The organism is Mucilaginibacter rubeus (assembly GCF_003286415.2).
Taxonomy (GTDB): domain Bacteria; phylum Bacteroidota; class Bacteroidia; order Sphingobacteriales; family Sphingobacteriaceae; genus Mucilaginibacter; species Mucilaginibacter rubeus_A.
Map to the genome: position 1 here is coordinate 7,355,661 of NZ_CP043450.1, position 25,672 is coordinate 7,381,332.

24 protein-coding genes are annotated in these 25,672 nt (G+C 41.3%); 8 read left to right on the forward strand and 16 right to left on the reverse strand.

The genetic code is table 11. The features are described 5' to 3' along the window. Positions 1–49: 49 nt before the first annotated feature. Positions 50–1,621: a hypothetical protein gene (locus DEO27_RS30290; protein WP_112575832.1), complete on the forward strand. Its 1,572-nt coding sequence runs from the start codon at positions 50–52 to the stop codon at positions 1,619–1,621. A 295-nt stretch (positions 1,622–1,916) separates the two neighbouring features. On the opposite strand, the gene DEO27_RS30295 is transcribed toward DEO27_RS30290, so the two are convergent. From DEO27_RS30295 to DEO27_RS30310, 4 genes are all read right to left on the reverse strand, one after another. After that, complete coding sequence (locus DEO27_RS30295; protein WP_112575833.1) at positions 1,917–2,630, reverse strand: siderophore-interacting protein; 714 nt, start codon at positions 2,628–2,630, stop codon at positions 1,917–1,919. A 77-nt stretch (positions 2,631–2,707) separates the two neighbouring features. Continuing rightward, positions 2,708–3,559, reverse strand: coding sequence for a helix-turn-helix domain-containing protein (locus tag DEO27_RS30300; RefSeq protein ID WP_112575834.1), 852 nt, complete (start codon positions 3,557–3,559; stop codon positions 2,708–2,710). Between the two features lie 107 nt (positions 3,560–3,666). Further along, positions 3,667–3,993, reverse strand: coding sequence for a DUF6686 family protein (locus DEO27_RS30305; RefSeq protein WP_112575835.1), 327 nt, complete (start codon positions 3,991–3,993; stop codon positions 3,667–3,669). A gap of 90 nt (positions 3,994–4,083) precedes the next feature. After that, positions 4,084–5,013 carry a DUF6607 family protein gene (locus DEO27_RS30310; protein WP_112575836.1) on the reverse strand — a complete coding sequence of 310 codons (930 nt, stop codon included), beginning with the start codon at positions 5,011–5,013 and terminating at the stop codon, positions 4,084–4,086. 406 nt (positions 5,014–5,419) lie between these two features. Between DEO27_RS30310 and DEO27_RS30315 the strand changes: the two genes are divergently transcribed. Continuing rightward, entirely contained in the window at positions 5,420–7,957 is a 2,538-nt protein-coding gene (locus DEO27_RS30315) for a hypothetical protein (RefSeq protein WP_112575837.1), read from the forward strand. On the opposite strand, the gene DEO27_RS30320 is transcribed toward DEO27_RS30315, so the two are convergent. Then, positions 7,947–8,474 (reverse strand): DUF892 family protein, encoded by a 528-nt coding sequence (locus DEO27_RS30320; RefSeq protein ID WP_190295280.1) that lies wholly within the window; start codon positions 8,472–8,474, stop codon positions 7,947–7,949. The genes DEO27_RS30315 and DEO27_RS30320 overlap by 11 nt on opposite strands. 715 nt (positions 8,475–9,189) lie before the next feature. Here DEO27_RS30320 and DEO27_RS30325 point away from each other — a divergent pair. Then, positions 9,190–9,696, forward strand: coding sequence for a hypothetical protein (locus DEO27_RS30325; protein ID WP_112575839.1), 507 nt, complete (start codon positions 9,190–9,192; stop codon positions 9,694–9,696). 124 nt (positions 9,697–9,820) lie between these two features. After that, positions 9,821–12,004, forward strand: coding sequence for a TonB-dependent receptor family protein (locus DEO27_RS30330; RefSeq protein WP_112575840.1), 2,184 nt, complete (start codon positions 9,821–9,823; stop codon positions 12,002–12,004). A gap of 142 nt (positions 12,005–12,146) precedes the next feature. Here DEO27_RS30330 and DEO27_RS30335 read toward each other — a convergent pair whose 3' ends face one another. Together DEO27_RS30335 and DEO27_RS30340 are read right to left on the reverse strand one after the other, a co-directional pair. Beyond that, complete coding sequence (locus DEO27_RS30335) at positions 12,147–12,518, reverse strand: response regulator (protein ID WP_112575841.1); 372 nt, start codon at positions 12,516–12,518, stop codon at positions 12,147–12,149. A gap of 128 nt (positions 12,519–12,646) precedes the next feature. After that, the gene (locus DEO27_RS30340; RefSeq protein WP_112575842.1) at positions 12,647–13,228 is read right to left on the reverse strand and encodes a thymidine kinase; all 582 of its coding nucleotides are present in this window, start codon (positions 13,226–13,228) and stop codon (positions 12,647–12,649) included. A 73-nt stretch (positions 13,229–13,301) separates the two neighbouring features. Here DEO27_RS30340 and DEO27_RS30345 point away from each other — a divergent pair, with 73 nt between their 5' ends. Continuing rightward, the gene (locus DEO27_RS30345; RefSeq protein WP_112575843.1) at positions 13,302–14,366 is read left to right on the forward strand and encodes a hypothetical protein; all 1,065 of its coding nucleotides are present in this window, start codon (positions 13,302–13,304) and stop codon (positions 14,364–14,366) included. A 98-nt stretch (positions 14,367–14,464) separates the two neighbouring features. Here DEO27_RS30345 and rodA read toward each other — a convergent pair whose 3' ends face one another. From rodA to DEO27_RS30390, 9 genes are all read right to left on the reverse strand, one after another. After that, on the reverse strand, positions 14,465–15,730 hold the full coding sequence (rodA, locus tag DEO27_RS30350) for a rod shape-determining protein RodA (protein ID WP_112575844.1): 1,266 nt from the start codon (positions 15,728–15,730) through the stop codon (positions 14,465–14,467). Continuing rightward, positions 15,727–17,760 (reverse strand): penicillin-binding protein 2, encoded by a 2,034-nt coding sequence (gene mrdA, locus DEO27_RS30355; RefSeq protein WP_112575845.1) that lies wholly within the window; start codon positions 17,758–17,760, stop codon positions 15,727–15,729. Before mrdA ends, rodA begins: the two co-directional genes overlap by 4 nt. Beyond that, positions 17,757–18,275, reverse strand: a complete 519-nt coding sequence (locus tag DEO27_RS30360) for a rod shape-determining protein MreD (RefSeq protein ID WP_112575846.1) — start codon at positions 18,273–18,275, stop codon at positions 17,757–17,759. Before DEO27_RS30360 ends, mrdA begins: the two co-directional genes overlap by 4 nt. Then, a complete protein-coding gene (gene mreC / locus DEO27_RS30365) occupies positions 18,268–19,101 on the reverse strand; it encodes a rod shape-determining protein MreC (protein ID WP_112575847.1) in 834 nt (277 codons plus the stop codon). The genes DEO27_RS30360 and mreC overlap by 8 nt, the downstream gene beginning before the upstream one ends. A 126-nt stretch (positions 19,102–19,227) precedes the next feature. Continuing rightward, positions 19,228–20,250, reverse strand: a complete 1,023-nt coding sequence (locus tag DEO27_RS30370) for a rod shape-determining protein (RefSeq protein ID WP_090528947.1) — start codon at positions 20,248–20,250, stop codon at positions 19,228–19,230. Between the two features lie 273 nt (positions 20,251–20,523). Continuing rightward, entirely contained in the window at positions 20,524–22,050 is a 1,527-nt protein-coding gene (purH, locus tag DEO27_RS30375) for a bifunctional phosphoribosylaminoimidazolecarboxamide formyltransferase/IMP cyclohydrolase (RefSeq protein WP_112575848.1), read from the reverse strand. A 150-nt stretch (positions 22,051–22,200) separates the two neighbouring features. Beyond that, positions 22,201–22,566 (reverse strand): four helix bundle protein, encoded by a 366-nt coding sequence (locus DEO27_RS30380; protein ID WP_112575849.1) that lies wholly within the window; start codon positions 22,564–22,566, stop codon positions 22,201–22,203. A gap of 85 nt (positions 22,567–22,651) precedes the next feature. Next, on the reverse strand, positions 22,652–23,230 hold the full coding sequence (gene purN / locus DEO27_RS30385; protein ID WP_112575850.1) for a phosphoribosylglycinamide formyltransferase: 579 nt from the start codon (positions 23,228–23,230) through the stop codon (positions 22,652–22,654). A 113-nt stretch (positions 23,231–23,343) separates the two neighbouring features. Beyond that, complete coding sequence (locus DEO27_RS30390; protein WP_112575851.1) at positions 23,344–23,850, reverse strand: lipocalin family protein; 507 nt, start codon at positions 23,848–23,850, stop codon at positions 23,344–23,346. 89 nt (positions 23,851–23,939) lie between these two features. Between DEO27_RS30390 and yiaK the strand changes: the two genes are divergently transcribed. From yiaK to DEO27_RS30405, 3 genes are read left to right on the forward strand one after another with little or no spacing between them, the layout of a single operon-like run. Beyond that, complete coding sequence (gene yiaK / locus DEO27_RS30395) at positions 23,940–24,932, forward strand: 3-dehydro-L-gulonate 2-dehydrogenase (protein WP_112575852.1); 993 nt, start codon at positions 23,940–23,942, stop codon at positions 24,930–24,932. Between the two features lie 42 nt (positions 24,933–24,974). Next, positions 24,975–25,193: a hypothetical protein gene (locus tag DEO27_RS30400; protein WP_112575853.1), complete on the forward strand. Its 219-nt coding sequence runs from the start codon at positions 24,975–24,977 to the stop codon at positions 25,191–25,193. Next, entirely contained in the window at positions 25,190–25,651 is a 462-nt protein-coding gene (locus DEO27_RS30405; protein ID WP_223818087.1) for a type II toxin-antitoxin system VapC family toxin, read from the forward strand. Before DEO27_RS30400 ends, DEO27_RS30405 begins: the two co-directional genes overlap by 4 nt. Positions 25,652–25,672: the final 21 nt, after the last annotated feature.

Below are 25,672 nucleotides of genomic sequence, written 5' to 3' on the forward strand. Positions count from 1 at the left end.
CTTTTATTCTAAATAAGTACACAATTATCACCTAATTAATTATCACTAAATGAAAAAGACTGCCTTGTTGGTCGTGTTAATGCTATTGTGCGGCATCATTGTAAAAGCACAATTTAAATTTCTTGCCGAAAGCCCGGCCTTCGAAGAGCCAGAGGCCGGGAGAGCCAAAATACTTCAGCTCAAAAATGGCTATACCATGTTTATTCTTATTGATCATAAAAAAGGAATGAACATCCGGATATATAATGCAGCACATCAGGAAACGGCCATAACTCATGTTGATGCATCATTCGGCAGTATTAATGCAGGCGTTATTGCGGTTTTTGAACTGGCCGGTGATGTTGTTATGATGATCAATGTAATTGATTCCCGTACACCTATGTTGTACCGTATTGTAATTGATGGTAAAACCGGCAATGTAAAGGACGACAAAAAAATAGCAGAGGTAAGTAAAAGAGGTGTTTTTTTCGGCGAATCTGATGTTATATATGGTGGTTTGACGGCTCCTGACTTTTATGTACAGAAAGACCCCAACAGCGACAATTATGCTGTTGTAATATTTAACCGGTTTGAATCCGAACAAAGTAAACGGATTGAGATTATTGCTTACGGCAGTGATAACAAAGAGATTAACCGGGCTTTTTATTCATCTCCGGAAGAAAAATATAAATACCTGCGCTGTGTGGACATGGCTGTTATTGGCACCGAGAAAGTGAGCCTGTTGATTTATGGTTACAATACCCGGGGGGCTACAGCTAAAGATAGGTCGCTTATTTTGGCAAATTTAGATAAGGGAGAAAAATCTGTAAGCTTTACTGAGCTCGATTTTTCAAAAGATCTTATAGTTTACCAGGGAATTGTTCGCTATAACCCGGTCATGAAATCATTAATCTTGTTAACACTGGTAAAAGAGAAAAGCAGAGACAACGGTTATATCCCCATTATGGCTTTTGTTGACCCTTATGCAAAAAAAATAAACAGGGTTAATGTCGTTTCGCCTTCCGACCGGCTCAATCAGTATTCAAAAAAAGGATTCAGTGGCTTGCCGCAAAACCTGTATTTAAATGATGACGGCACATTTAGTATGGTATCTGAAGAAATGAAGACGCTGTTACAAGGCAGGTATGCTAAAACAACTTTGGGCGATTTGGCCATAGTAAATTACAGCAAAACGGGTGAGTTTATCAATGACTACCTTATACGCAAGGATCAAGAGTTGCCAAATTGGTATCTAAATCCTTTTTATCAATGGGAGCGTGAGGGGACATTGCAGGTATTGGGAGATGGAAATCAATTTAAACCATTTGCATTTTTGAGTGCAGGGCCTAAAAGTTTTGTTTTGTTTAATGATACCGAAAGAAATAACGATGCCCTGGAAAAAGGTAGCCTGGTGACTGTTAAAGGGGTTAGCAATTGCGACGGTTTTTACTATCCGCTTAAAGGCGCCGATCCTATTTTAAAACGTGATTACGTGTTTGGCAATCCCGCAGGTAAGCGTGATCATGATCTCGCGTTATTCTCCGTATCCGACTATGATCGGAAAAACAATGTTTATGTAACACTAAAGCTTGAGAACCAACACGGAAATAAAGGAGTTAAATTGGTTTGGCTGCAGCCGTAAGGTAATGTTTACCAAACACAAAAGCCGCTTTACAATTAATAAAGCGGCTTTTGTGTTTTCATAGGTAGCTGATATATCAATTAACCAGGTTAGTTAATGCCTGGATAACCATGATGCTGTGCTCCTGCAAGATGACTATAACAGCTATAAGTGGATTGTAAAATGTTTTCATGATAATGTTATTTGCCGCAAATATGTGCCCCCGGCTTTTTATTAAACAGATATTTTAGGTGAAACGGCACAAAATGTCGGTGAACGCATGATCAATATGGGATAGCGGCTATAAAAGAAGCTTTTATGACCAAAATCCTTGCGCCCTGATCTGGCTTGAGGGATAGCCCTGCAGTTTCAGTAGCTTGCGCAGTTCACCCACCATGGTATGGTTACCGGCAAGATAAAATACCGAATGTTCAAGATTGTATTGCTGTTCAATTACCCATTGAATAAGGCTGTGATGCCCGTACACATCATTGCGTTCAATAGGTTTTAACGGCGATTTAAAATATTCGCCAAATAAACCCCGGTGATTTTCATCGGCCATAACTATTGCCCCCGAAAAACGGGTTGCGGGTAATACCATTTGCTGTAAGGCCAGCAGGTGACCCATGCTGCTTTCATCACCAAGCCCAATAATGGCCGGGGTACTTGCGGGGGCATGCCTGGTTGAACGGATTTTGAAATAGTGAATGGTATCGCCGGTTTGTAATTGCTTAGCCCATTTACTACCCGGGCCGTTGTGCGCCGCATCAATATAAAGGGTGCAGGTATTGGTTTCGGCATCCCAGCCGGCTGGGGTATAATCACGGTAGGTGAGGTCGGCAACTTTTACTTTTATATAAGGAACCTCGTGCCAGTTTTGCATATCGGCCAGGGGCAAATGCAGGTCGATCTCAATCATGGTTGATGGTTCCCAGTGCCTTACTTCAAGCACCCGACCACTTTGTAAAAGCTGGTTTTCAAACAAGCTGCTTGCCCTTCTTTTTAATTTATGTAGAGTGGATGTTTCCATGTGTGTTGTATTTTGATAATACAAAGAAACATGGAAATTTAGCCTGATGAAATAGTAATTTCGGGGTAAAGGTTGGATTATTTGCGGTGTTTGTCTCTAAATTCAAGCGGAGTAATGCATGCCGATTTTTTAAACAGTCTCGAAAAATAAGTATGATCATCATAACCCAGCGTATGCGCAATTTCCTTTACGTTGAGCCCGCTGTAATACAATAGCCTTTTTGCTTCCAGCATTACTTCCTGGGTTATCCAGTAACTTACCGGGAAACCGGTTGTTTTCTTTAATACTTCGTTAAGGTATGATTCCGACACGTTGAGCATGCCTGCATATGCCGATGGGCCTTTAACAGTACGAACGTTTCTAAGCAAAAGCTTTTTAAACTGATGCGAAATTTGCGCGGGACGGGAGAGTTGCTTTTCGGGCGTATATACATTGCTAAAAGTAGCCGCCGCCATACCGGTAAAGGATTGTATGAGCGATTGTAAAACCGGCAAAAAGAAAGCGTTGTCGCTATCCTCGGCATTTTTTTCGCGCAACAGACAAAGGATCTGCTGGTATTGCTTCAATTCATTATCGTTAAGTTGATAAGGCTGTTGCAAAAAAAGCTGGTTCTCAAAAATATTACGGAAGTCGGACGGAATGTGTTGTGTGTCGATAGCTACATACCAGCCGCTGGCAATTTCGTTATTTATCCTGTGATGTACTTGCCCCGGCAAAATATAGTAAAGGGTGTTTTCGCAAAAATGGATCTCGTTAAAATCAATCATTAATGACGCTGCGCCGTTTTCAACCAGGAAAAACAGGTAATGATCATCGCGATGTGCGCCCATAGGTGGCTTTTTCAAATCTTCTTCACCACTTTCAAAGTGCTTGATCTCAAATCCCGAGTTTGTTCGTTCATGTAACTGGTGTACAGGTATATCTTTCATTTTGCCGGGTAGCTGTTGTATTAAGTATGTTAACGTAATCTTTAGCCAGAGGATACATTTATGTTATGGCTAATGATCTTAATTTAAGATTGCTGTAATTCCAGCGCTTACTTGCCGCCTTCTACCATCGCGTAAATTTCCTGCATATAAATGGCTTCATCCATCGAGGCATGAAAATCTTCCCATTCATCAACGGTAAAAGTAAGCTGTATATCATTAACCGGCGTACGCATTACTACGCGCTCCTGTCCATCAGGAAAAGGAAAGGAATGGTCGCTGAATTCAAGATCGATAGTGAAATTTTTAAACTGGATGAATTGCTCCGGTGTAAAGCTAAGGATCAGGTTATGGTGCCATATAAATATGCATTGGCATTCGGAGCAGCGGCTTACTACCGATGTTCCCTTTTGGCTGAGTATTTTAGCATCGCACATAAATTCCGGTAATTTAATTTGAATTGGTGCCTGCTCTGCCGGTTAAGTGTTTGATGAAAACTACTTAAGTGCAGAACAGGACTTTATATTTTAAGCATTCGTAATCAAATAATTGTTGATAAGCTTGCGGGCTTCTGTTTTACTTTTTTGCACATCCCATTTTTCTTTTGCCGATTGATCAGCAAGGTCAAAGAGGCGTTCGTAAAGCAGTTTGCCGTCTACTTTTCCTTTTAGTTTAACAGTGGTGTTTTGTGCATAAACCTCGTCCCATACCTGGCGTACTGCCGTCCAGTAAGGCTGTTGTTTTTGCCACCAGCCCTTTGCAAAGGCAAATTTGGCTTCATCAGTTTTGGTAAATTCTTCATAGCCTTTTTCGCGCACAAGAAGTTTATCGTTACCTGCCGATCGGATTATCTTTTGATTGTCCTGCTCAAACATCCATCCGTTTGGAGTTAGGCAGATGCGGTTACCGCGTCGCAATACATTGTAATCGCTGCGCTTGGTAAACTCGCGGCGGGGCAGAGGCGAATCGCATTCGCTTTGCCAAAAGTGTTTTCCATCAGCATGTACCCAGGTGCCAATACTTTCGTAACGCGGACTATCATCAACCTGGAAAACCTTTTGCACCCAGCGGCCTTTTGCTTCGGCAGGCTTTATTGTGCCTTTTTTCCAGGTGCTGCTTTGATCGAAGTTAAGCAGGGTGGGCTCCTCGTACACCCAGTCTTCACGCCAGTGTTTTATTACTGTAGAATCACCAACCACCAATAAATGCTGTATAACTATTTTTTTGGGAGAATCTTCTTCAACAGCGGCCCATTCGTAGCCCCATGAGTGGTATTGCGGATGATTGCGATATGCGGTATCCGGAGAAAAGGTCTCGGCATAATCAAACGTAACTTTATAAAAGCCACCAAGCGCGCGGATGGCAGCACGGTCCTGGTCTAATTTTGATTGTGCTTGTGCTTTAACGCTTATCTGAACCGTACTTAGCAACATTAACAGGTAAAGGGCTTTTTTCATGAATGAGCAGATTGCTGTGATGTATTAGCAGCAACAAAGGAATGTCTTATTTAGAATAAATCCAAATAAAAATAAAAAAAGCATCTTGCTTATTCAATCAAATTAATTAAAACAATTTGCCATGAGCATACTTACTATAAACTACATACCCTAATGCCAACATATTTAAAACAATTGTAAGGCAGGCGTTTGCAAGGGTTTTCTATTCTACATCAACCCTTAATATTTTATTCATTTCATTCATCTTGGTAGTTTGGCCTGCCAATAACTATATTTAAGCATAATTATTTTGTTAATTATAAGCAAGCCTGTATAGGTAAAGTATATAAAACAATAAATATTATTCAGCGTATTATTGGTGTACCCCCTTAACGATAATAAGTTTTGCTGAGTTGAAACGCCAATTATGACGAGTTTTTCAAAACATTATTCAGAGAACTTAAAAAATTCTGTTCTTGCTATTGCGGGGTTATCAAATATAGCTCCGGCCGATTGTAAGATGCTGGAAGCTTTAATTCTCGAAAAAACCAAACAACGGGTTAGCGAAACAACGCTGAAGCGGATCTATGGTTTTGCGTATAGTAAATTCAATCCTTCCATGTTTACCCTCAATACCTTATCGCGCTACTGCGACTATGAGGGTTGGGATGATTTTTGCAGAAAACAGGAGGCCGAATCCATAAAACAAAGCGGTACTACTGTTGATTGGGACCTGTTAAAAGCCAACGCGGGTAAAATAACTTCCTTTACACTGCAGGCAATTAAAAATAAAACGGGGATACCTTATCCGCAAACTATCAGGCGCCAGTTTATTGATGATCATTTTGCCGCCTTTTTGCAGGGAAATTATACTGCAACCGTGATTGCGGCTCCTGCCGGGTATGGTAAAACAGTTGCGCTTTGCCATTGGGTTGATGAAAAAATTCACCAAATAGGTAACGACATTGTATTGTTTTTTAGCAGCAGTGCTTTAATGAACGTTTTTTTAAGTGGCCGCGATTTAAACGATTGGATGCTGGGCCTGCTTGGCTATTCAACCGAAGAGGATATTGTGGCCCTGCTTGATGTAAAGCAACGTAAGGAAGGGCGGTTTTTCCTGATCGTTGATGGCGTTGACGAGCACATGTTTAAGAACGATCAGTTTCAATTGGTTATAAACCAGTTGGTTGATATTTTTTCCTTTTATCAGTCGCATGAATGGTTTAAGCTGGTTTTAACCATGCGTTCATCAACATGGATGAACTATAAGCATTTGATTGAGATGGGGCAGAGCCCATGGTTTGAAGGTTTTTTCAGTTCGCACAATCAACCGTCAAATGTACCGCTGTTTAGCATCCAGGAAATAAAAGAGCTTTGTATTAAAATTAATCCGGCCATAAAAAGCTTCATAGCGATAAATGTAGTCGAGAATTTTAATCACCCGTTATATTTTCAGTTCTACTATAAGCAGCATAAGAAAAACTTTTCGCTCAATGACGTTGATCACGTGAGTGTTTATGAACTTATCTCAAACTTTGTTTTAAACAAAGTTTACATGGGCCAGTATTCGGCCGATAAAATTTACCTGATCCAGGCTATAGTTGAGCAGATGGATTTTGAAAATGGTGTATTTGAGGCCAGTAAACTTGGGCTTATCAATGTTATAAAGCAATACAACCATGCCTATCTTGAATTGTTAAGCATTGGTTTTATCCGTGAGCTAAATACCAGCAGCGATTTTGAGTACCGTGCTTCTATAGAGTTTAGCAACGATCATTTTTTTGAGTTTTCGATAAGCAGGTATCTCCTTCATAATAATGATAACCTTTTTAATATCGACCTGATAAATATTATTAATAAATATTTCACGGGCGAACGTAAGTTATCCATATTAAAATGGAGCATCATTTATGCTATTAAAAGCGGGCAGCAGGAAAGCTTTCAGCTTTTATCACAAACCCGCCTTACCACAAGCGAAAAATCAGATCTGATCATTTTCCTGGGAGATTTATTGGAAAAAGAATTAAGTACCTTAAAAGATACCGAAACGCTTGTACAATATTTTAAGCAGGATTGCAGCGATGAACTGTTTGATTATTTATTTGGCCTGGAGTTTATTCATAACGATTATGCCAAAACGCTGCACACGCTGCTCAAGTTTGAGCTTTCGGACAAAAAGAAGATCCTGGTGTATACCGGCCTTGCTGCAATAAGTGTAATAGGGCTTGAAATGAACAAACTGGAAGAGTATCTTAAAATAATGAGCGGCTTTGGCGCTGTGAGTTATTATGAGTTTTCGGTTAATCCTTTAAAATGTATCAATACCATATATCAGTTTCTTAAGTATGGTATTGTTAATAAGGAATTTTTTAAAGAACTCACGAGGTTTTATTTTCAACCCCCGCTGCACCTGGAACAGTCAGGCTCAAATGACCTGGTACTTTTGTTAGCAGCACATACTTTGAGAATTTGCAATAAGCCGTTAAAAACGCTACGTTTTATTGCAATGCTTGAAAAATACTACCGTCCTGTCAGCAACAGCGTTTGTGTATACTGCTTTTTTTTAAAACGAATAAAAACTGAAGAATATCTTGCCCTTGGGCAGACAAACAGGGCCATGGAGCTTTATTTTGAATTGGATGACGCTTACAGACATGCCGATGGGGCTTTTACCCCGCTTATGATCACATCATTCAATTGTATTAAGATCATCGTTGATTTTAATTACAAGCAACTTTCATTAACCGATGATACACTGGAAGAATGGGCAAACCTCATTATTAATGAAATGGAGTATAAGCTGTCAAGGGTATATATGTTTGCTTTTTTATTAAGAAACCAACACCTTATCAAACATCCGCCCGAACGGGTTTATAAACATATTAACTACATGTTTTTAAAAACGATGAGCGAAAGCGGTTTACGTGCCGATATATTGTTAAAGCAAAACAGTTTTACAAGCTGATTGCCGCCTGCCGGTTATTATCATATTTTGCCAATAAAAAATCATAAAGCTTGTGCCTGGTTTTCGAGTTGTTTAAATGCTCATCCAAAAACCGGATCATTGGCTCGTTGTTTTTTTCAATAGCTGTTAATTGCAATACCTGCATTGAGTTTTTTTCGACACCTGAAACATATTCCAGGTACGAAAGAATGCACATGTCGCGCAACACTTCATCGTCGTTATGCTGGTGTATAGCTGTAAATTCATCTTCGAGCAAAGAGATGAGACCGCTGCAATTTTCAAATGAATAACGTTTTTGAAGCTGCGCGTAAACGCCATCTATACGCGCAATTTGTTTTTCGGTTTCGCCGAGGGTTTCTTTTATCGGAGTATCAAGATCCTTAAAGCTATCGGTATCTGCAATTTCCAAAAGTCGTTCGGCCAGGTGTGCTTTGGCACAATAAATCCTGTTCAGGTGTTCTGTAAAAAAAACTGTTAATTTATCAGACGCCCATTGTGCTGGGTAAGGGGGTACCATACGGGGTGTTTTTTTATTCATTAATTGTCTATCAGTCATAGTTAAATAATAATGCCACTGCCGCGTTGCAGGTTTTGTTTATAGGGTTGTATGACCGATAAAACAGAGGAATGGATATTGATAGGAAATAACTGACCGGTTATCCGGCTTTTAGGGTAATTTGAGCAAATGCTAATTGTGCTAAAGTTATTTCTTGTTATGGTTAAATAACAAGTTTATACAATATTCATTCTATAATGTGACTCCTGAAATAACCATTTGTTTATCTCATTTTATCATCAGGGCATTATTAAATAAATCTACAATACGCAATTCAAAACGCGTACCGATTTTGTTACATCTACGTAAAAATTGTAATTGTAATATATAAGTTACCTTCTTTTGTAAATTTTTATGCGTTTTTGAAAGTCATTTTCGTGACAGTTATAAAACTATAGCATACATGTCTCATCAACATATGTTTGTATACACGATTGTGTACAAAGTGTGTTGAAAATGAGCGAGAATGTTATATTGGCACAGTTTAGTTTCCTCAATAATGTGTTTATCCAGAATTTATCCAAAATTAATTATCCGGGTTTAATATTTTTAACATATAAATTATTTTATCGATAAAATTTTGTGTAGCATTGCTATTGTTTAGAACGATTATTGATTGAAAAAGACCTTCGCCATAGTAATGCTAATTACTCATATGCTCAACTTAGTTGGGTATATGGCACTCAATCAATATTTTGCCAATAAATCAAACGGCATAATAGCCAGGCAAATCGCTAAAGGCAAATACAATAAACGCGATCTGATCGAAATTAAGATCAAACAGAATTTGCCTTTTATACATGATTGGGAAGATTATGTAAACATTGCCGGCCAGCTCCAGTTAGATGGTGTTGCATACAATTACGTAAAACTTAGGGTTACCCGTGATACAGTTTATGTGCAATGCATCCCCAACTATGAAACAACAAAATTGCTGAACGAGAACGTGATCTGTGCTAAAAAGCTTAATTCTACACCTATCAGCAAGCGCAATCACGAATCGTCAGAAAAGAAACTTGGCAGTGATGCAAAATATAATTGTCCCGAAATTTCGTATTCTTTTATAAAACCTGCCGAACCTGTTCAGGCCCCCGGCACATTTGTTTATATCAGCATTCCCGATGCCTTTGTATCCGTTGGTGGTCAGCCTCCGGAAATGGCACTTGCCTCAATTTATAGCTGATAATTAATCTGTTCTGCTCACCCATGATGAATGGCATAATATGCTATGCAATTTACTATGCCCATGCCTGGCTATCATTGCTGCAGCTGAACAGTATACCCCTAATATTTTTCAATTTGAATAAATGAATATTCTTTATAAAACTTCATTAGCCGCGCTATTTTTAGGTTGCGCCGGCTTTGCCCATGCACAAAACAAAAGTGTTAAAGATACCTTGCAACTGGATAGTGTTATCATTAAAGAAAGCAGGCCCAAACACTTACCTAATGTATCCGGCACCAATATTTTTGCCGGAAAAAGAACTTTCGATATTTTCCTTGATGCCGGAAAAGCCAATTTAGCCAATAACAATGCCCGAATGACTTTTGCGAAAGTGCCGGGTGTTAACGTTTGGGAAATGGATGGTGCAGGCTTACAGCTCAATATAGGTACCCGTGGTACTGACACCCACAGGTCGATAGAAACCAATATCAGGCAAAATGGCTATAACACCAACTCGGATATGTTTGGCTATCCCGAAAATCATTACAATGTGCCGTTTCAGGCTGTGAGTGAAATTCAGATCGTCCGTGGTTCGGCCGCTTTACAATTTGGCAGTCAGTTTGGCGGCATGGTTAACTTTAAACTTAAGGAAGGCGACAGCACCAAAGTGTTTGGTTTTGAAAGTGAGCAATCGGCCGGTTCAAATAGGTTTTTCAACTCCTACAATGCCATTGGCGGCAAGGTGGGCAAAGTGAGCTATTATGCTTTTTACAGCGCCCGTACCGGCGATGGCTGGAGGCCAGATGCCGCTTTTAATTCGCGCGCTTACTATGCCAACATCAAATACCAGTTTAACGATAAAGGAAGCATCGCTTTCCAGTTTTCACGGTCGGATTACAGGCAGCAGATAGCAGGCGGTTTAACCGATGCACAATTTGATGCCAATAATCGCCAGTCAACCCGTGCCCGTAACTTTTTTAACCCGGAAATTAATATCCCGGCATTGCTGTTCAACTACCAGTTTGATAAAGATACCCGGCTGGAAGTTACCACGCATGTATTGTTTGGGCAGCGTAACAGCGTGCAGTTTATTAATACGGCCAACATCCCGGACACAGTTAATACAAGCTTAAAAACATTTAACCCGCGCCAGGTAGATCGTGACTATTACGCGGGTTTTACTACAGAGGCCCGTTTACTGCATAACTACAAACTGGGCGATCTTAAAAGTTCATTTACTGCAGGGGTGAGGTATTTTGAGGAAACCACCAAGCGTAAACAAAAAGGAACGGGTACGGTAGGTTCTGATTTTGATCTGAGCCTGGTTAAGGACTACGGTATCGACTTAAGGCTGCACACGTTAAACTATGCCGCTTTTGCCGAAAACATGTTCCAGGTTACCAAAGCATTTACAGTTACACCGGGCGTTAGGTTTGAGCAGATCAATACCACAAACACAGGGGTTATTGTAAACCGCACCGTACCGGTTAGCTATAAGGATAAACGTAACTTCCCGCTGTTTGGAACGGGGCTACAATACCAGTTGAATAACGGAAGCCAGTTTTATGGTAACATTTCGCAGGCTTACCGCCCGTATATTTATGCAGCCGTTACCCCGGCAGATCAGCTGACCATTATCGATCCTAATATTAAGGACAGCAAGGGTTACGATGCCGATCTGGGTTATCGCGGCCATATCAGCACTGTATTTAGTTTTGACGTAGACGCGTTTTATGTTTACTATGGCAAAAGGGCAGGTACCTTAACGCAAACCGATGCCAATAATGTAACCCATCTTTACATGACCAATATTGGTAACGGCGTAGCCAAAGGTATCGAGGCATTTACCGAGGTTTCATTGATCCGCTCGTTTGATCAATCGGCAGGAAGTGATCTGCGTTTGTTTAACTCGCTATCGTATACCCATGGTCGTTACACCAGTGGCTCTATCAACCAAAATGGTAAAAACGTAAGTTTGGTTGGAAATCACCTGGAAGGTACTCCTGATTGGAATGACCGTGCCGGATTAACCTTTTTAAGCGGCCATGTAAGCAGTACCCTGCAATACAGCTATGTAGGCAAAAGTTTTAGCGATGCCAATAACACTACATTCAATGCTACCGGTGCTACCGGTATTGTGCCGTCGTACCATTTGTTTGACTGGGCTTTCAATTATAGCTTCCTGAAAAACTATCACCTTACAGCTAACGTGAACAATATTTTTAACGCTAAGTACTTTACCCGCCGTATTAACATGTACCCCGGCCCTGGCATTTTACCTGCCGATGGACGGACATTTAATATTGGTTTTGGTGTGAAGATTTGACCTCACCTAAATCCTCTCCAAAGAAGAGGGGCTTAGTATAGTTATTCAAGTCCTCTCCTTTGGAGAGGATTTAGGTGAGGTCTTAACAAAACGGCCCTTCAAATTCATGGATGGCCGTTTTATTTATACTGATAAGGATTGCTTACTTTGTGATGTGTTTTTTTACGATCTCTGAAAGTGCTGTAAGGTCGAAGGGTTTGGCAAGGTAGCCATCGGCATTCCCGGCTTTGGCAATTTCCTTAATATTACTAACCGCCGAAATAATCACTACAGGAATATGGCTGGTAGCAGGATCATCTTTAATTCCTTTGCTTAGTTGTTGGCCATTGGCATCACTTGTCCAGTCGGTGAGCCAGTTATCAAGCAGTATCAGGTCGGGGTTGATAGAGGCGAGGGTCCGCAGGATACGGGCATTATCAGAGTGTATTACTTCGTAGCCTTCTTCCTCCAATACATATACTACGGTATCGCGGATATCTTTATCGTCCTCTATAACTAAAACCTTTTTGGCCATAAGTTTTGATTGCTATTTAATTAAAATACCGGTGTTTGAACCAGTCTTGTTTAACTATATAACAAACAAATACCCTGAATTTGTTTTAGTTGTAGTATTAAATAAAAAATATATTATTTAATGAAATGTTAACCGGCAACTGTATTATAACAAGCGCGGCAACGCGGTTCGTAGCTTTCTTTTTCGCCCAATAATATTTTTGAATTATCGTGCACCAAACGGTACGAGTATTGCGCAGGATTACCGCATCTTACGCAAACGGCCTGCAGCTTGGTTACCGATTCGGCAATGGCCATGATGGTTGGCATTGAGCCAAACGGGCGCCCTTTAAAATCCATATCAAGACCGGCCACAATCACACGTACACCACGATTGGCCAGTATGGTACATACTTCGGGAAGTTCATCGTCAAAAAACTGCGCTTCATCAACGCCTATCACGTGGGCATCGCTGGCCAGCAGTAAAATAGCAGATGCGCTATCAACCGGGGTAGAGGTAATTTTGCTGGCATTGTGCGAAACAATGGCCTCTTCGTCGTAACGGGTATCGGCTTTAGGGCTAAAGATCTCGACCTTAAGCTTGGCTATGCGGGCACGGTTTAGCCTCCTGATCAGCTCTTCGGTTTTGCCCGAAAACATTGATCCGCAGATAACCTCAATACTGCCGCCTAACTCGCTTTTACGCCTGAAAACCTCTTCGTGATATACCATTTATGACTTTAATAGTCGGCAAATATCAGAATTTAATCCTACTTTTGATAAGCATTTTCCTAACATTGAGGCCATGAAGCAAATGGATGTATTTAAAAAGATAGGTGGGATTTTAAAAGAGCTTAATGATCAATACGACTACCTTTCTGCTGATCCCAGCGAACTAAACGAACTTGAATTAGAGCTTTTTGTAGCCAACGCCCATTTTTTAAAAGACCATGCCGAAATTTTGCGCCGTATTAACGAGCGCGCGGCAGCTCCTGTACCATCAGCAGAAAAATCTCAGCCGGTAGCAGAGCAGTCTAAACCCATAACCCCGGTAGCTCCTCCGGCCCCAGCCCCTTTAACACCACCTGCAAAACAGGATGCACTGTATGAGCAGCGCTTTTTTGAGCCGGTTGTTCAGCAGCATATCCCTGTTCCGGTAGATAAAATTGAACTTACCAGTAATGTTGAACCGGTTGCCCCGGCGCCGTTTAACAACCCGGTAAAAATAGAAGTGATTACACCGGAACCGGAAATAACGGAAGCTCCCGAACCACAGATAGATCTAACCGCGGAAAAAAATACCGATAGTTACTCGTTTCAGCAGGAGATCCCGGAAGGAAACAGCTTTGAACTTAATTTAAACGAGGCTGATACCTGGGATGATGAAGCCGACCGCTTTGAACAGGAAGAGTTGATCAGTCAGCTTCCCGAAAAGCCTGTTGAAATTGCACCTATAGCCGAACAACCAAAACCTTTGCCCGTAGTTGAGCCTGTGACGCCCGTTGCCGAACCTGTTACTGCTACGGCACCCGATAACAGTCAGCAGGTGTTAACCTTTAATCAAAGGATCATGGCCCAAAAAGCCGAGAAAGCCAACGCCGCGGCGACAAGTACCACAACTGAGTTACCGGTTACAGATCTGAAATCGGCCATTAACCTGAATGATAAGCTGCTTTATATAAAAGATTTGTTTAACGGTTACAGCCTGGCATACAGTGAAGCTATCGAGATTGTAAACCGCTTCAACACTTTTGAAGAGGCCGAACGCTTCCTGAAAACCAACTACGTGGTTAAGAACAACTGGGAAAGTAAAGCTTCAACAGCCGATAAGTTTTATGCCTTGCTGAGAAGAAGGTACCCAACTGCCTAGCCATTGAGTACATAGTTGATAGTTCATAGCCACAATTGTTTGGTTGCAGGGATTCTCTCTTTCTGACTTACGGATTTTCCCGACTTGCGGACAAAAAGCTAAACGTTCGATTTCCTGTTTGAGTCGAGCTTAATGAGCGTGAACAGGAGCATGGTAAAGCTTATTAGTGACGAACCTCCGTAGCTGATAAATGGCAGCGGAATGCCAATTACCGGCACTACACCGATAGTCATACCGATATTGATCACTACGTGGAAAAACAATACTGAAGCTACACCGTAACCGTAAACACGCGTAAAGGGTGATCGTTGCCGCTCGGCTATCAGAATAACGCGCAGTATCAGGAACATGAACAGGCTTATCACCGTCAACGAACCTGCAAATCCCCACTCTTCACCAACGGTACAAAATATAAAGTCGGTGCTTTGTTCGGGTACAAATGAATACTGCGTTTGGGTGCCGTGCAAATAACCTTTACCCCAAAGTTTACCAGATCCAATTGCAATTTTCGATTGATTTACGTTGTAACCTTTGCCTCTTAAATCGGTAGTGATACCCAGCAAAATGTTGATACGCTCGGTTTGGTGTTTCTTTAAAACGTGGGTATAAATAAATTTCACGCTGAAAATAAACGCTATGCAAATGGCCAGGCCAATAAGCATAGTTTTAATCAGTTGCCTGTTCCGTTTAAATAAAAAGATGATGAACGCGGTTATTGCAACCAGTATCAGGATAATATAAAGCGGATTGTACAACAGGGATGTAACAAACAGGGTAATAAATAAACCTGCTATGATCAGGAAATAAGGCGATAACCCTTCCCGATATAACACGAATATCAATGAGCAAAATACCAGTGTTGAGCCGGTATCTGGCTGTAACATGATCAGCAACATCGGGAACCCGATAATGGCAGCGGCCATTAAAAACGATTTGGGTTCGGTAACGCGGATGTTTGTGCCGCTTAAATATCGCGCCAGCAGCAAACAAGTGGCAAACTTGGCAAACTCCGAGGGTTGCAACCTGAAACCGCCGCCCAGGTTTATCCAGGCCTGGTTACCACCTACGTTTCGCCCTATAATGAGCACAAGGATCAGCAGTAAGACTATGACCACGTAAAACGCGGGGGCAAGCGCCGCGATAAACCGGCTTTCGAGCAACAGGATAACGATACCTACAACTGCAGATACACAAATAAAGATGAATTGCTTCCCGTAATTAGTTGAAACGTCAACAATACTTTGGTGATTGGGATCATAAACCGCAGCGTGGATATTAAACCAGCCAATTGTACACAATATCAGGTACAGGAAAACTGTAAGCCAATCTACGTTAAAGAAGAAACTACGTTGCTGAGTACTCATGACTTGCTCCTTCCACCTGTTAATGATTTAATCCAGTTTGTTGGCTTATTGTTATAAGCTGCTTCTTGTCGTTCCTTTTTTATCGAATCGGCTTTAAATTTTTTAATGGAGTCAGCTTTAAACCTTTTTATCGAATCGATCCTGGCTGCCCTGATACTGTCACGCCTGCGCTCTTTTTGCAGATCTTGCGCATAAAGACTAAGATCGGGCAGGCGGTTGGCATTAGCAAAGTAGTCAACTGTAAACCCAGATTCGCGTGGGGTAATTTTGCCTTTTAAATATTTTTCAACTATAAAGCTGGCAATAGGGGCAGCCCAATGCGCTCCTTCGCCCGAGTTCTCGACTACAACGGCTATCGCTATTTTAGGATTATCGCGCGGAGCAAAGGCAACAAATACCGAGTGATCTTCGCCATGGGGGTTTTGTGCAGTACCGGTTTTACCGCACATGATAACATCCGGAATTTTTGACCTGCGGGCTGTACCACTTTCAACTACGGCCTCCATCCCATTAATTACCGGTTCAAAATATCCCGAATCAATGCCTACGTAGTTTTTTTGTATGTACTCTTTCTTGATCACGTTTTGGGTGCCGATAGCCTTAACGAGGTGCGGTTTATAAAAGAAACCACGGTTAGCGATGGTACACTCCAGGTTAGCTAACTGTAAGGGGGTAGCTAATAACTCGCCCTGGCCTATAGCTAAAGCGGCAATGGTGCTTGAACGCCAGGCGCCTTTATGGTAAGTGTTATCATAGTGCAACGGCGTTGGTACGTTGCCACGGCTTTCTGCCGGCATATCCAGATCAAGCCTTGCGCCCAGGCCAAATTTCATTACATTATTTCGCCATGCTGTAAAATTGGCCGTTGTGTTTTTTACGCCGTACCGGTCAACAATGCGCTGAAATACCATCGTGAAATAGCCGTTACATGACTCGGCTACCGCTTTAGCCATATTTACCGTTCCGTGTGCTTCGCCGTGGTTACAGTGTACAATACGGTTTCCCACCCTGTAATTACCGGTACAGTAAAAAGTTTCGCTCGGACTGATGATGCCTTCCTGTAAAGCGATAAGTGCGCTTAATGGTTTAAATGACGAACCAGGAGGATATTGCGCCTGTATAGGCCTGATGAAAAACGGCTTATACGGGTCGTTATACATTTTTGCAAGGTTATTACCACGCTCACGGCCTACCATCAGGTTGGGATCATAAGTAGGGCTACTTACATAGCATAATATCTCGCCCGATGAAGGTTCAATAGCTACAATACTGCCCAGCTTATTCTGCATCAGCTTTTCGCCAAGGCGTTGCAGGTCGATATCCAGAGACGAGGTAAGGCGCTCGCCCGAACGGGGCACGGTATCAAGTGCGCCATTGGCAAATGAACCCTTAAATACACCATGCGAATCAACCATTTGGATCTGCACGCCACGCTGACCGCGAAGTACGTTTTCATAAGCTTTTTCAACACCGGTAACTCCGATATAATCACCGAGGCGATAGTACCCATTAGAGCGTTTGATGTCCCTGTCGGTAACCTCGCCGATAAAGCCCAAAAACTGGGCAGCTACAGAATCTGGATAAGTACGTATAGTACGGGGCACAATAGAAAAGCCCGGAAACTCAAATAGCTTTTCCTGCAGGGCTGCATATAATTCTACAGATAATTGTTTTTCGAATATCGATGCTTTGGTTGGCGATTGCCTTTGCGCTTTTGTAAAGCGCTTATCAAAACCCTCCTTATCTATACCGATCATTTTGCAAAGCAGGAGGGTATCAAATGGTTTAACCTCTTTGGGGTTAACCATCACATCGTAAATAGGTTCGTTTTGTACCAGGATCTTGCCGTTACGGTCAAGTATGGGGCCGCGTGCCGGATAAAGGATAGTGGTGCGCCTTACATTGCTGTTTGCGTATATGGTATAGCGGTCGTCAACTATCTGGATATAATAGAGTCTCCCTAAAAGGGCTAAAATAATAGCTATAAAGATACCGGTAACAACGTAGCGGCGTTCAAAAAACTTATTCATTTACGTTCTTTCCTTCTGAAAAATAGCAGGCCCGAAATTAGTATTAAAAATACTGTAAACAATGAACTTAAAACAACACGGCTTAGTGTGTATTGTATTTCAGAAAAACTAAAAACCTCTAAATTAAGCAGGAAAAAGTGGTGGAATAAAGTGAGTATCAAAGCGTAGGTAAAGAACCACCTGAAGCCCATGATACTCAATGTAGGTTCAGGTTCGTTATCAAAGCCATCCTTTTGCACTGTTATGCTGATGAACAGCACGCGCACTAAAGCGAGCACTACACAGGCCGAAGCGTGCAGCCCCGGCGTATCGTAAAAGGCATCAATAGTGAGGCCTAAAACAAATGATAGTACAAACAGCAATACATTAGGTACTTCAAAGGGAAGCAACAAAATGAATAGTATATAGAAATACGGAGTCGCGAGATTATAGAACGTAATGTTTTTTAACAGGAAAACCTGTATAAAAACCAATACGATAAACCTAAGGAGGTTAATAAGGATAGTCCTACTCATTTTTGTTTTGTACGGCCTCCAGTCCCGTTTGTTCACCGGCAAACTTGTTATTTACCACGTAAACGTATTGAAGCTTTGTAAAATCGACAGCTAAGGCTACCTCAACGTTAATAAGTAAACCACCGCCTTTTGCATGCAGGTTAGTTATTTTACCAAACGGTATACCTGTAGGGAAAAGCGAATAACCTGATGTAACCACCGAGTCGCCTACTTTAGGTTGCGCGTTATTTTGAATATCAATTAGTAACCCTTTGTGCGGGTCAAGGTCGTTACCCCAAACAAATGAGCCAATATCTTTAGTGCCGGCAAGCATAGCGCTAAACCGGGTGTTTTTGTGTAACACCGATTGAACGATAGCCAAATGATCGGTTACCTGGATAACCTGGCCCACTACGCCCGCGCCGGTTATTACACCCATATCTTTTTGTATCCCATCCCTACTGCCCCTGTCGATAGTAATGTAGTTGCTCCGCTTGTTGAACGAGTTGTTGATAACCTTGGCTACAATATAGCTATACTGTTGCTTGTAAACGGTGTCATTAACCTTACGCTTATCAACACTATCAACATAAAAGGAAGCTTTAAGCTGGCCGCGAAGTTTTGCGTTTTCGCGGGCAAGGCTATCATTGGTTTCTTTTAACGACAGGTATCCTTTTAATGCATCAACCTGGCCGTACAGCGTACCGGTTACCTGGCTGGTTGAATTAATAAAAGATGCTTTCTGAAACGAGTTGTATTTGATATAAATAAGCAGCGAGCTAATCTCAAAAATCAGGAATAAAAAAAACGCGTTATACTTAGTTATAAATATCCAAAGGTTACGCATTGTTGGAGATTAGTTAATTGGAGATCAGAGATTAGTTGTCTATAGCAAAATTAGAAATTAGGAATCGGAGATAAGTATTGTAATAAAAACTAATCTCTAATCCCTAACCTCTAATCACTAACTCAGTTACTGCATTAAAAATTTAAAATTGCCAATGTTTTTAAGGGCAGTGCCGGTTCCGCGTACTACGGCGCGAAGAGGATCTTCGGCAACGTGAACCGGAAGTTTGGTTTTGGCAGCCACACGTTTATCCAGGCCACGCAATAACGCGCCACCACCGGTTAAGTAAATCCCGGTTTGGTAAATATCGGCCGAAAGCTCGGGTGGAGTGATCTCCAATGCTTTTAATATCGCTTCCTCAATCTTTGAGATTGATTTATCTAAACAATGTGCAATCTCGGTGTATGATACCATGATTTGTTTTGGTACACCGGTCATCAGGTCGCGGCCCTGAACGGCAAAGTCGCCCGGCGGCTCGCTCAATTCAGGAAGGGCGGCGCCAACCTCAATTTTAATTTTTTCGGCAGTACGGTCACCAATCATGATGTTGTGCTGACGACGGATATATTGAACAATGTCCGAATCAAAATTATCACCTGCAACACGGATCGACTGGTCGCACACGATACCCGATAACGCGATAACGGCAATCTCGGTAGTACCACCACCAATATCAATAATCATGTTACCCATAGGCTCTTCTACGTCGATACCAATACCTACAGCCGCAGCCATTGGTTCGTGGATAAGGTAAACCTCTTTAGCGCCGGCAATCTCGGCCGAGTCGCGCACGGCACGTTTCTCTACCTCGGTAATACCTGAGGGGATACAGATCACCATACGCAGTGATGGGAAAAACCATCCCTTGCCCTGGTTAATCATTTTGATCATCCCGCGTATCATGTGCTCGGCAGCGTTAAAGTCGGCAATTACACCGTCTTTTAGTGGGCGCACGGTACGAATATTATCGTGCGTTTTACCTTCCATCTGCATGGCCTGCCTGCCTATGGCAATCACTTTGTTGGTTGTTCTGTCGAACGCCACGATTGAGGGTTCGTCAACAACAACTTTATCGTTATGTATAATGAGGGTATTTGCTGTACCTAAATCGATAGCAATTTCTTGTGTAAAAAAGTTAAATAAACCCATCTGGTATTTCTTTCAGTATGTTATGCAAAGTTTATAAAAATACGCTTAAATAGTTTAGCATTTTGCAAACTTAAGCGTTAAAAAATCACATTTATTGTGTTGGGGTTGGGTTGATAGAGCTTATTTATTAAATGGTTGACTGGATTTACAGGTAAATTAAGTTAAAACAGGTTAAAAACATTTTTCCTTTTCACCAAATCAATCCCTACTCTTAAATCAAACGTTTTTAACCTAATAAACTACTCACCTAATCAACCCAATCAACCATTAATTTTAGTGTTTAAAGTGACGAACACCGGTAGTAACCATAGCCAGCCCTTTTTCATTGCACATCGCAACCGAAAGCTTGTCATTAATTGATCCGCCTGGTTGTAAAATGGCAGTGATACCTGCTTCGGCAGCTAATTCGGCACAATCCGGGAACGGGAAGAAAGCATCAGATGCCATTACCGCGCCGTTCAGGTCGAAGCCAAAGCTTTGTGCTTTGATCACGGCTTGTTTAAGCGCGTCAACCCTTGAGGTCTGGCCCACGCCACTTGCCATTAGCTGGTTATTTTTAGCAAACACAATGGTGTTTGATTTGGTATGTTTTACAATTTTGTTAGCGAAGTATAAGTCTTTCAACTCAGCTTCGGTAGGGGCTTTTTCAGTAACAGTTGTCATTTGGGCCGGACCTTCAATAACCGCGTCTTTATCTTGCTCAATTACACCATTCAATAAAGTTTTGAAGTGTTTAACGGGAAGCTCAACCGGCTGGCGAACCAACAGGATACGGTTCTTTTTACCTGAAAGGATCTTTACAGCTTCGTCAGAGAAAGCCGGTGCGATCAGGACCTCATAAAATAATTTGTCGATCTCAGTGGCGGTTTCCACGTCGATCTCGGCATTGGCAATAATTACACCACCAAAAGCAGATACCGGATCGCAAGCCAAAGCATCTATCCATGCTTGTTTGATAGATGAACGTGAAGCTACGCCGCAGGCGTTAGTATGTTTAAGGATGGCTACAGTAGGCTCGGTAAACTCGTCAATGATAGCAACGGCAGCATCAACGTCAACAAGGTTATTGTATGAAAGTTCCTTGCCGTTCAATTTGTTGAACATGGCATCAAGGTTACCGTAAAAAGTGCCTTTTTGGTGTGGGTTTTCACCGTAACGTAAAACCTGGCTGGTTTGGATACTTTGTTTAAATACCGGAAGTGGCTCAGCCTCGTTAAAATAGTTGAAAATATGTGTATCGTAGTTTGACGATATGTTGAATGCTTTCTGAGCAAATGAACGGCGCTGATCAATTGTGGTAGCGCCATCCTGCGTTTTCAGGATATTTTCCAGACCGGCGTAGTCATCTTTTGACGCTACGATCACTACATCTTTAAAGTTTTTTGCAGCTGCGCGGATCAAAGAAATACCACCGATATCGATCTTTTCGATAATATCTTCGGCGCTGGCACCTGATGCTACGGTTTCTTCAAACGGGTACAGATCAACAATCACCAAATCAATTTCAGGAATTTCGTATTGTGCTATTTGCTGTTTATCGCCATCAAAATCTCTGCGGGTTAAAATACCACCGAAAACCTTAGGATGCAGGGTTTTAACACGACCACCCAGGATTGAAGGATATGAAGTAAGGTCCTCAACCGGGATCACGTTTACACCTAAATTGCGGATAAAAGTTTCGGTACCACCGGTTGAATAGATATTTACACCAAGGCGGTTTAATTCATGAATGATGGGCTCTAAATTGTCTTTGTAATAAACAGAAATTAAAGCATTTTTTATTTGAACTGACTGGCTCATGTACACGCTGTTTTTTGAGCCGCAAAGGTAGTGATTAGTGATTAGAGATTTGAGGTTAGAGATTAGTTTTTTTTAATCAATGTTTTTGGAAGCTATTGGAGGTTAGAGTTTTGGAAATACACTACTTAAAAAGTGCGAATTTAAGTAGTCTTAATTCTCTACTTGCTTCTTTAGATAAGAAATATAGCCATTGATCATTCGCATACATTCCTCGCAATCTTGCCTGAGATTATCCATTGTTTGCTGATCTATCAGGTTATTATCAAAGGCGATGATTAAATGATCGATGGTTTCGGCGGCAGAGCCACGGGCATTTACCAAAAATTTTGAGGCATCTAAATAATGAAATCTGCCATGGCCTTCGGCTATGTTGTTACCAATAGAACGAGATGAGCGGATAATTTGATCAGTTAAACGATATTTTTCCTCGGCAGGGAACGCTTTAACTAATTCTGTAATATTATTTCGTAGCAAACGGGCCTTTTTCCAAACCTCTAAATCAGTAAAAGCTCCCATCTATGTGTTAAATGTATAAAAGAAGACTTGTAATCAACTGAATAAAAACCTAATCTCTGACCTCAAATCTCTAATCACTAAACAATCAGCTCTTCATTTTTTTCAATAGCGCTTCTACAACTTTGGGGAAATGGTTATGCTCCAGTTGCTGGCCTTTAAATTTTACTATTTCAAGTGTATCGCCGGGTTCTATCTTAAATTTTGACTGATGGATGATCTCACCTTCGTCAAAGTTTTCATTTACGAAGTGGATGGTGATGCCACTTTCTTCTTCTTTATCTTCCAAAACTTTGCGGTGAACATTATCGCCATACATGCCTTTGCCGCCGTATTTGGGGAGTAGGGCAGGGTGCAGGTTGATGATTTTATTTGGGAATGCTTTTAGTAATGATTGTGGTACAAGCCATAAAAAGCCGGCCAGTACAATCAGGTCTACCTGAAGGTTTTTTAGCAGGCGGATAACACCATCTGTTTCATAAAACTCGTGGCGGCTGAAAATATGCGATGGTACTTCAAAGTTATCGGCGCGCTGTAAAACGTATGCTTGAGGGTTGTTGGTGAGTATCAGCACAACTTCAGCATCGGCATTGCGTTTAAAATGCTCCATTAATTTCTGAGCGTTTGAACCGGAACCTGAAGCGAAAATGGCAATTCTTTTTTTCATCGATAATATGTTTTTCAACGAAGATGAAACTGTAATAGTTTCATCGGGCTGAATGTTTAACTGGTATTGAAACTATTATACTAAAACCATTTTATAATTTAAAACTAAATTTTTTACTGGCTTGCAGTTGTCCTTTGTCTGATAAAGCCATATCGCATAATTCGTCTTTTTTTAGTTGCCGAATAGTTTGGTTCAACATCCCCAGTTTCCAATACCAGCGAATAGTTACCTAACGTGACTATTTTAGCGTTTGCAAACGGCTTTGAAGTACCGCCCGATGATTTGGTGCTATCCTTGCAAACCATATCCGAAGCTAAAAATAATTTATTTGCCGTTAGCGACCAACGGCCTACCGCCGAATCGGCATTACATTGAAAATTAGTGTAATTGCAAGAATTATCAGCCTTGAAGGTGAAATACTGAATAATGCTACAGGTTTGATTTAACGTATCTAATGAAACTTGTGAGTCGCCAACATAATTGGTAACGGTTATTGAGGCGAGTTGCCACTTTCCGGCCATCAGCCCTGGTATGTGGCTTAAGTTATCTTTCTTGCATGAATTAACGATCAGCGCAATGCTTAGCAGCAACAGAAAAAACAACAGCGGAGCTTTTTTCATTTATTGAGGGCAAAATTATAAAATATGGTTGATTACCTTGCATCAGTATACTGTAATAAACGTTATAAATTAAATTTATTTCAAAACCGATGCGTGTTCCGTTCCAAAAGCTTAAAGCTGAATTTAAAAGAGTACTGTTGACGCTTGGCTTTACCGATGGCAAAGCTGAAATTATTGCCTCTGTTTTTGCCGAAAATAGCCGGGATGGCGTTTATACCCATGGCTTAAACCGTTTCCCGGTTTTTGTAAACTATATCAAAAACGGATTAATTACTATCCAGGCCGATCCTGTTAAGGTAACCGGTTTTGGAGCTATTGAACAATGGGACGGCAACCTTGGGCCGGGCATACTAAATGCACGTTTTGCCATGAACAGGGCAATAGAACTTGCTGCCGATAATGGTATTGGCTGCGTGGCATTAAAAAATACTAACCATTGGATGCGTGGTGGCACTTACGGCTGGCAGGCGGCCGAGGCCGGTTTTATCAGTATTTCTTTTACAAATACAATAGCTAACCTTCCACCATGGGGAGGTATTAGTCCGCGGCTTGGTAATAATCCGCTGGTTATTGCAGTGCCCCGTAAAAACGGGCATGTTGTTTTGGATATGGCTATATCCCAATATGCGGTAGGAAAATTGAAGCAATATAAATCGAATAATAATGAGGCGCTGCCTTTGCCTGGCGGTTATGATGAAGAAGGAAAGCTTAGTACCGATGCCGCAGCCATATTGAAATCACAGCGTTTGCTGCCCGTTGGTTTTTGGAAGGGATCGGGTTTGTCATTGGTGCTGGATGTATTAGCTACCGTGTTAAGCGGTGGTAAATCAACAGCCGAAATAACTAAAAGTGAGCATGAATCAGGTATTTCCCAGGTGTTTATTTGTATCAAACCCAATAGCAGCGAACAAACGGAAAGCCTGATTGAGGAGATTGTCGAATATACCAAAACAAGTACGCCAGAGCATGAGGGGGCATCAATATCTTACCCCGGTGAAGGAACTATAAAGACAAGAGAAAAGAATTTGACAGGAGGTGTGCCTGTAGATGAGCGGATCTGGAATGAGGTGCTGAAGATGTGATGTTTAAAAATATTCGTTATCTTTGATAAAAGCTAAAAAGCGATGAAGCATAATATTTCTACTAATAACGGCTCATTTAAAACTCATCCTACGCATTCGCCCGAAGAGGTGTTAGCCGCAGGGGGGACAACAGCTTTTAGTTTGAAATCTAACAAAAATACCAGGAGTTTAATAAAAGCCCTTCAGAATTCGCCCAAAATCGAACCATTTACAGAGGAAGAATGGAATGATTTGTCAAAACAAATGAGTAAGGACAAATGATGAATTTGTTACTTGATACTAACATTGTTTTGAATATTATAAGAGCGAAAGATTTCGCTGGCGTTGTAAATTTTATTAATCCAAACGAAGCTCAATTATATCTCTCAGTTGTTTCGGAAGCCGAGCTTAAGTCAATCGCTATTAAAAATAGTTGGGGTGTTAACAGGCGTGCTTTACTTGATAGTTTTTTAGATGAGGTTAATATTATTGAGGTTAATCAACTGTATGTAAATATCTACGCAGAAATTGATGCGTTTTCCCAAAAGGCAAATCCCGCCTTTACCGTTTATGATTTTAATACTCCGCGTAATATGGGTAAGAATGATCTTTGGATTGCGTCACTTGCCGCCCTTTTGAGTTTGCAGCTTTTAACAACGGACGCGGATTTTGATCACCTTCACAATGTATTTGTTGATGTACGACGTATCAATCCTGCTGAGTTTTTAATATTTTTTTGAAGAATGAAGCAGCGATCAAAT

Coding starts and splice junctions, on each gene's coding strand:
- DEO27_RS30295 (WP_112575833.1), bottom strand. CDS start 2,630: ATGGAAACATCCACTCTACATAAATTAAAAAGAAGGGCAAGCAGCTTG.
- DEO27_RS30320 (WP_190295280.1), bottom strand. CDS start 8,474: ATGGTACCCCCTTACCCAGCACAATGGGCGTCTGATAAATTAACAGTT.
- DEO27_RS30290 (WP_112575832.1), top strand. CDS start 50: ATGAAAAAGACTGCCTTGTTGGTCGTGTTAATGCTATTGTGCGGCATC.
- purH (WP_112575848.1), bottom strand. CDS start 22,050: ATGAGCCAGTCAGTTCAAATAAAAAATGCTTTAATTTCTGTTTATTAC.
- purN (WP_112575850.1), bottom strand. CDS start 23,230: ATGAAAAAAAGAATTGCCATTTTCGCTTCAGGTTCCGGTTCAAACGCT.
- DEO27_RS30335 (WP_112575841.1), bottom strand. CDS start 12,518: ATGGCCAAAAAGGTTTTAGTTATAGAGGACGATAAAGATATCCGCGAT.
- DEO27_RS30340 (WP_112575842.1), bottom strand. CDS start 13,228: ATGGTATATCACGAAGAGGTTTTCAGGCGTAAAAGCGAGTTAGGCGGC.
- mreC (WP_112575847.1), bottom strand. CDS start 19,101: ATGCGTAACCTTTGGATATTTATAACTAAGTATAACGCGTTTTTTTTA.
- DEO27_RS30360 (WP_112575846.1), bottom strand. CDS start 18,275: ATGAGTAGGACTATCCTTATTAACCTCCTTAGGTTTATCGTATTGGTT.
- DEO27_RS30405 (WP_223818087.1), top strand. CDS start 25,190: ATGATGAATTTGTTACTTGATACTAACATTGTTTTGAATATTATAAGA.
- DEO27_RS30370 (WP_090528947.1), bottom strand. CDS start 20,250: ATGGGTTTATTTAACTTTTTTACACAAGAAATTGCTATCGATTTAGGT.
- DEO27_RS30305 (WP_112575835.1), bottom strand. CDS start 3,993: ATGTGCGATGCTAAAATACTCAGCCAAAAGGGAACATCGGTAGTAAGC.
- DEO27_RS30300 (WP_112575834.1), bottom strand. CDS start 3,559: ATGAAAGATATACCTGTACACCAGTTACATGAACGAACAAACTCGGGA.
- DEO27_RS30400 (WP_112575853.1), top strand. CDS start 24,975: ATGAAGCATAATATTTCTACTAATAACGGCTCATTTAAAACTCATCCT.
- mrdA (WP_112575845.1), bottom strand. CDS start 17,760: ATGAATAAGTTTTTTGAACGCCGCTACGTTGTTACCGGTATCTTTATA.
- DEO27_RS30325 (WP_112575839.1), top strand. CDS start 9,190: ATGGCACTCAATCAATATTTTGCCAATAAATCAAACGGCATAATAGCC.
- DEO27_RS30310 (WP_112575836.1), bottom strand. CDS start 5,013: ATGAAAAAAGCCCTTTACCTGTTAATGTTGCTAAGTACGGTTCAGATA.
- yiaK (WP_112575852.1), top strand. CDS start 23,940: ATGCGTGTTCCGTTCCAAAAGCTTAAAGCTGAATTTAAAAGAGTACTG.
- DEO27_RS30345 (WP_112575843.1), top strand. CDS start 13,302: ATGAAGCAAATGGATGTATTTAAAAAGATAGGTGGGATTTTAAAAGAG.
- DEO27_RS30330 (WP_112575840.1), top strand. CDS start 9,821: ATGAATATTCTTTATAAAACTTCATTAGCCGCGCTATTTTTAGGTTGC.
- DEO27_RS30315 (WP_112575837.1), top strand. CDS start 5,420: ATGACGAGTTTTTCAAAACATTATTCAGAGAACTTAAAAAATTCTGTT.
- DEO27_RS30380 (WP_112575849.1), bottom strand. CDS start 22,566: ATGGGAGCTTTTACTGATTTAGAGGTTTGGAAAAAGGCCCGTTTGCTA.
- DEO27_RS30390 (WP_112575851.1), bottom strand. CDS start 23,850: ATGAAAAAAGCTCCGCTGTTGTTTTTTCTGTTGCTGCTAAGCATTGCG.
- rodA (WP_112575844.1), bottom strand. CDS start 15,730: ATGAGTACTCAGCAACGTAGTTTCTTCTTTAACGTAGATTGGCTTACA.